We start from the raw sequence: 6000 nt of genomic DNA, 5'->3' as shown, positions 1-6000 counted from the left end.
GAGAGCCGCGATGGGCCAGGGATGGCCCTTCGCGGCGGGCCCCTGAAACTGCGCTTCAACGAGGGAATTTTTCGCCTAAGCGAAAAACCGGATGATTGGGGCAAGACCTTTGCCTACTTTGGGGCGTTTGCCAAAGTAGGTCGCCCGAGGGGGCGAAACAAGGAGCCCCCGCGCACGCCGAAGCGGCGCAGGACACCCAATCACGAAGCAGGCATCGCTTGCCCACGCACAACCACCCTGCGACACAGCACCGCACCCCACCTCCCGTCAAACCCAACCCCCCACCGCAAAATTCCCCGCCAACCGGCCTGCGGCGGGAAATTCCAGGGCGCTCCGCCCGTCCCACGGCAGGAACTGATCATTTTATGAACGGCTCTGAACGAGCAGGCACCGCATGCGTATAATGCGCGCCTTCTTCACCACCACCGCGTCCCGGCGTCCCTCGGACAACCTCCGCACCGGGCTGGAGCTGTAATGAACGAAAGTTTCGAAGACTGGATGATGTACGGCCTGGTCACCGGCCTGATCCTGTTCATGGCCTTCATCGTCTGGGACCTCGCCAAGAAGTCCAAGGCCGGCCGCATGGGCACCATGGTGCTGTTCTTCGCACTGGGCCTGGGCGTGCTCGGCTTCCTGATCAAGTCCGTGGTCGTCGCCGGGCTCGAAGGCGGCTTCTGACGCCTCGCCCAAGCCTCAGAGCTCGGGGCTGACTTCCCGCCACTGCCCTGGCTGCAGCCCATCCAGCTGCCACGGCCCGATGCGTACGCGCACCAGGCGCAGCGTGGGCAGGCCGACGGCTGCCGTCATCCGCCGGACCTGGCGGTTGCGTCCTTCGCGGATCACCAGTTCCAGCCAGGCCGTGGGCACCGACTTGCGGAAGCGTACCGGCGGGTCGCGCTCCCACAACTGCGGCTCATCCAGACGCCGCGCCTCGGCCGGCAGGGTCGGGCCGTCATTGAGCTGCACGCCCTTGCGCAACTGCTCGAGCTGCTCGTCGCTCGGCTCACCTTCCACCTGCACCCAGTACGTCTTCGGCAACTTGTGCTTCGGATCGGCGATGCGCGCCTGCAGGCGGCCGTCGTTGGTCAGCAACAGCAAGCCTTCGCTGTCCCTGTCCAGGCGGCCGGCCGGGTAGACGCCCGGCACCTCGACGAAGTCCTTCAGCGTCGCGCGGCCGTCGCTGTCGTTGAACTGCGTCAGCACGTCGAACGGCTTGTTCAGCAGGATCAGCTTCGGCTGCGCCGGCGGCGCCTTGGCCACTCGGCGAGGGGCGGGACGGGCAGCGGGACGACGATTGGCGGGGCGCGGCGGACGGGGCATGGCGAAAAGACTGGTTACCGAGGATGGGGGTGAAGCGAATGCCCGGCATGCTAGGTTGTGCCGAGTCCTCACTGCAATAGCAGGCACGAGCATGCCCATGAGCCACCCCACCTGGCTGATCACCCTGCAGAACCTCAGCGGCCGCCTCGGCGCGCGATATCGCGGCCCGCAGAGCGCGCATTTCGACGGCACGCGCTTCCATAACCTCGACCGCCAGCCACACAACGGCCTGCGCGCCTTCCTCAAGTGGCAGCGCGAGCGTGGCCGCCAGCAGGAGTGGATTGCCCAGCCCGGCCGCGAATCCCGCGCGGAGACTCCAGCCCGCGTTGACGGCGACGAACTGCGCGTCACCTACATCAACCACGCCACCCTGCTGATCCAGCACCGCGGCCTGAACATCCTCACCGACCCGCTGTGGTGCGAGCGCACCAGCCCGTTCAGCTTCGTCGGTCCCCAGCGCATGCACCCGCCAGGTCTGGCGCTGGACGAGCTGCCGCCGATCAACCTGATCCTGGTCAGCCACAACCACTACGACCACCTGGATATCCACAGCCTGCGCGAACTGGCCGCGCGCTTCCCCGCTGCGAAAGTGGTGACCGGGCTGGGCAACGGCGAACTGATCCGCGCCTGCGGCTTCGACGACGTGGTCGAGCTGGACTGGTGGCAGAGCCTGCCGATGCCCGAGGGCATGCTGCTCACCGGTGTGCCGGCACAGCACTGGTCGGCGCGCTCACGGCGCGATACCAACCGCACGCTGTGGATGGGCTTCGTGCTGGAGTCGCCGGACGGCCCGCTGCTGTTCCCCGGCGATACCGGGCTGGGCGAAGAATTCGGCCTGATGCACCAGCGCTTCGGCCCCATGCGCTTCGCCGCCCTGCCGATTGGCGCCTACGAGCCGCGCTGGTTCATGCGCCACCACCACATGAACCCGGATGACGCCGTGCAGGCGCATCAGCATCTGGACTCGCAGTGCAGCATGGCGATCCACTTCGGCACCTTCCGCCTGAGCGACGAAGGGCAGTTCACCCCGGTCAGCGACCTGGCAGCGGCGCTGCAGCAGCGCGGCGTCGCCACGGAGCGCTTCCGCGCGCCGAAGCCGGGCGAGCAGTGGCTGGTGCCGCCGATGCCGGATGCTTCCCTGTAGGGGTCGATCGCGGACAGAGTCCGCTCCTACGGTCGGTTTGGCGTAGGAGCGGACTCTGTCCGCGCTTGGTCCGACTCAGGTATTACTCGATTGGCCGCCTGGGCTTCACGAGCAAGCGTGCGCCCTCAAGAAACGACCCTCAGTTTTCCCGCACCCGCTTGCTGCAGCAGTTGCGATAGCGCTTGCCGCTCTTGCAGGGGCACGGTTTGTCACCCCGTCCGCCCAGCTCCAGCCAGCTTTCCAGGCGCTGGCGCATGGATTCGCACACTTCCCGGCGCTCGTCGTCCATCAGCGGCTTGCCCAGCTCACGGCTGAGCCAGAGGTAATCCTCCAGCAGCTCGTCGCGCTCCAGCGCGTGCAGTTGCTCGGCCAGCGGCACGCCTTCGTAGCGGCGCGTCGGGTCGGGCAGGAAGGCGATAGCCTCGCCGCCCGGCAGCACGTTCCACAGACGCCCCTGTGCATCTCGCCAGCAGGCGCTGAAGCGGGCGCGCAGGGCCAGGCCCGGCCACTCTTCCAGGCACCAGCCATCCACCCGTTCACCGCCCAGCCCTTCCACCGCCTTGCCCACGGAGAACCAGGGTTCGCCGGCGATGCTGTCGGGCAGCGGCAACGGTACAGCCACTTCGGGTGTGCCGTTTTCCACCAGTCGACGGGCGAAGCGGCGCAGCGGGTTGGTCAGGTTCGTGGGAGCGCGGAACGGCATGGAATCACCAGCGAGAAAGGTCGGCGAAGGTCCGACCGGAGGGACGCACCACGGTTCCCCGTGGCGCGAAAGGCGAGCATTCTAGGCCCGCCCCGAACAGCGTCAACGTCCCGCGCAGGGCGGATAACCTGCAGCAGGTTATCCGCCGGGATTGCCAAGGCCTGGGGACGATCAATAGTCCCGTGTGGAGACCGGCGTCGCCGCACCGCTGAGCTCGCGCAGCAGGTCGTCGAGCAGTGAGGACGCACCGAAGCGCAGGTGCTCCGGCTTGATCCAGCCCGCGCCGAAGCGCTCTTCCGCCAGCTTCAGGTAGACCTGTGCATCGGCCAGCGTGCGCAGCCCGCCGGAGACTTTCAGGCCGACCTTGCCGCCCTCTTCCTCGATGGTCTGCAGCATCAACCGCACGGCTTCGGGCGTGGCGTTCACGGATGCCTTGCCGGTGCTGGTCTTGAGGAAATCGGCACCGCCGGCGATGGCTTCGCGGCAGGCTGTGCGAATCAGTTCCGGGTCGGCCAGCTCGCCGGTTTCCAGGATGACCTTGAGCCAATGGTAGGGTCCGCAAAGCGTCTTGCAGGTACGGATCAGCTCCACCGCACCAGTCTCCTGGCCGGCCTTGAGCTTGCGCCAGGGGTAGACCAGGTCGATCTCGTCGGCGCCCTCGGCGAGGGTCTTGCGCACCTCTTCCACCACCTCGGCCAACGGCGCATCGCCAGCGGGGAAATTGCACACGCTGGCCACGCGCACACCGCGCCCACCCAGGGTGTTGAGCGTGCGCCTGGCCACATGCACCAGCTTCGGCCAGACGCACACCGCCGCCACTTCGCCGTATGGCGTCAGGGCGCGGCGGCACAGATCGACAGTGCTTTGCAGGTCATCGCCAGGATTCAGCGAAGTCAGGTCCAGCAGAGCGAGCACGCGGCCCGCCGGGGTCTTGCGAGGATCGGTCATCGGCAACACTCTCCATCGGCGTTTTTCAGCAGCGTAGGGCGCATAACCTGGAACAGGTTATGCGCCACAACTTCCACGGCGGATAACGCTGGCGCGTTATGCACCCTACGCGGCTTTCGTGATCTGGCTGAGACGCCCACCATCTCCCTGGCAGCCGCCCCGTGCCCTGTCGCAGATCAGCGGAACGGCGGCTCGTCGAAACTGCGCAGCTTGCGCGAGTGCAGCGAGTTGAGCTGGGTGCGCAGCAGGTCGACGGCAGCCACACCGATGGACAGGTGCTGGCTTACGGCGCGTTGGTAGAAGGCCGTGGCGGCGCCGGGCAGCTTGATCTCGCTGTGCAGCGGTTTGTCCGACACGCACAGCAGCGTGCCGTACGGCACCCGCAGGCGGTAACCCTGGGCGGCGATGGTGCCGCTCTCCATGTCCACCGCGATCGCCCGAGCCAGGTTGATCAACGGGCGCTCCTGGGCCCAGTGCAGCTCCCAGTTGCGGTCGTCGTAGGTGAGCACGGTGCCAGTACGCAGGCGACGCTTGAGCTGGTCGCCACGCTCGCCGGTGACCAGCGCCGCGGCTTCCTGCAGCGCCAGCTGCACCTCGGCCAGCGCCGGGATCGGGATGTGCGGCGGCAACACGCGGTCGAGGATGCCGTCGCGGCGCATGTAGGCGTGGGCCAGCACGTAGTCGCCGATGGTCTGCGACTGACGCAGGCCGCCGCAGTGGCCGACCATCAACCAACAGTGCGGACGCAGCACGGCGAGGTGGTCGGTGATGTTCTTCGCGTTGGACGGACCAACGCCGATGTTCACCAGGGTCACACCGTCGCCATCTTCGGCTTGCAGGTGATAGGCCGGCATCTGGAAGCGGTGCCACTCGACGCTGGCGACGATGGCATTGGCCTCGCCCTCGTCGGTGCCGCGCTCGATGATCACGTTGCCCGGCAGGACCATGCGCACGAAGCGCGGGTCATCGCGCAGGCGCTCCAGGCCCAGGTGGATGAACTGGTCGACGTAGCGGTGGTAGTTGGTCAGCAGAATCCACGGCTGCACATGCCGCCAGTCGCTGCCGGTGTAGTGCACCATGCGGCGCAGGGAAAAGTCGGTGCGCGCGGCGTCGAACAGCGCCAGCGGCATCGGGTCGGCGTTCTCCCATTCGTACAGGCCATCGGCCACGCCATCGGAGGTGGCCGACAGATCGGTGCTGGGGAACACCCGCGCGAGCTCGGCGGCGGTCACGCCGGAACCGCCCAGCTCATCGCCGCCTTCAACCACGTAAGGGTACGGAATATTCTGCGCACTGACGCCGACTTCCACGCGCACGGTGAAGTCTTCCATCAACGGGCGCAGCTGCTCCAGCAGGTATTTGCGGAAGGCCTTGGGCTGGGTGATGGTCACAGCGTAGGTACCGGGCACCTGGACCTTGGCGTAGGCGCGGGTGGTCGAGGGTACTTCGCCCTGGCACAGGTAGGTCACCCGCAGCAGCGGGTAGCGGAATTGTTCGCGCTGCTGCGCGTCGGGGACTTCGCGGTCCTTCAGGTACTGCTTGAGCGCCTGCCTTAGAGCGCCGGTGGCGCGCTCGTGGAGCACAGCCAGTTGATCGACGGCCTCTTCGGCAGTCTGGCAGACGAAGAACTCGTCGCCGGTCGGTTGCGTCATGGTGGGCATCCTGTCTGAACGATCAGCTCCATCTTGCCTGCTTCCGTCACAGAAAGGGATGACAGATTCCGAACTGGCAGGACGAGCGGAAGGGAGCCGACCGCGCTCCTGGCCCACACGGCACATCCCGGCCATCCCGGCCCTGCGTACCGGCACGCAGCCGCTGGACTGACCGGATGACAGTGAGTGGATCTTCTGTGCTTGGAGCGAGTTGCGTGAACAACGGGAGCTGA

Annotated in this window: 6 protein-coding genes; 2 read left to right on the top strand and 4 right to left on the bottom strand. The window is 66.9% G+C overall.

Translation table 11 applies throughout. The features are described 5' to 3' along the window. The first annotated feature begins 474 nt into the window (after positions 1-474). Positions 475-678 carry a DUF2788 domain-containing protein gene (locus HNP46_RS33035; protein WP_015475469.1) on the top strand — a complete coding sequence of 68 codons (204 nt, stop codon included), beginning with the start codon at positions 475-477 and terminating at the stop codon, positions 676-678. A 15-nt stretch (positions 679-693) separates the two neighbouring features. Here the strand turns inward: HNP46_RS33035 and HNP46_RS33030 are convergent, their stop codons facing one another. Beyond that, entirely contained in the window at positions 694-1260 is a 567-nt protein-coding gene (locus HNP46_RS33030; protein WP_184597654.1) for a pseudouridine synthase, read from the bottom strand. A gap of 151 nt (positions 1261-1411) precedes the next feature. Here HNP46_RS33030 and HNP46_RS33025 point away from each other — a divergent pair, with 151 nt between their 5' ends. Further along, complete coding sequence (locus HNP46_RS33025; protein WP_184597650.1) at positions 1412-2464, top strand: MBL fold metallo-hydrolase; 1053 nt, start codon at positions 1412-1414, stop codon at positions 2462-2464. A 139-nt stretch (positions 2465-2603) separates the two neighbouring features. On the opposite strand, the gene HNP46_RS33020 is transcribed toward HNP46_RS33025, so the two are convergent. The 3 genes from HNP46_RS33020 to amn all read right to left on the bottom strand — a co-directional run bounded on the left by HNP46_RS33020 (position 2604) and on the right by amn (position 5776). Continuing rightward, positions 2604-3167: a hypothetical protein gene (locus HNP46_RS33020; RefSeq protein ID WP_184597648.1), complete on the bottom strand. Its 564-nt coding sequence runs from the start codon at positions 3165-3167 to the stop codon at positions 2604-2606. A 171-nt stretch (positions 3168-3338) separates the two neighbouring features. Continuing rightward, positions 3339-4115: a deoxyribose-phosphate aldolase gene (gene deoC / locus HNP46_RS33015; protein ID WP_184597646.1), complete on the bottom strand. Its 777-nt coding sequence runs from the start codon at positions 4113-4115 to the stop codon at positions 3339-3341. A gap of 176 nt (positions 4116-4291) precedes the next feature. Next, on the bottom strand, positions 4292-5776 hold the full coding sequence (gene amn / locus HNP46_RS33010) for an AMP nucleosidase (protein ID WP_409372485.1): 1485 nt from the start codon (positions 5774-5776) through the stop codon (positions 4292-4294). Positions 5777-6000 lie beyond the last annotated feature (224 nt).

The sequence above is a fragment of the Pseudomonas nitroreducens genome (assembly GCF_014204515.1).
GTDB lineage: Bacteria > Pseudomonadota > Gammaproteobacteria > Pseudomonadales > Pseudomonadaceae > Pseudomonas > Pseudomonas nitritireducens_A.
Note: the sequence above shows the minus strand (reverse complement) of the source record. Positions and strands in the feature narration are given on the sequence as shown.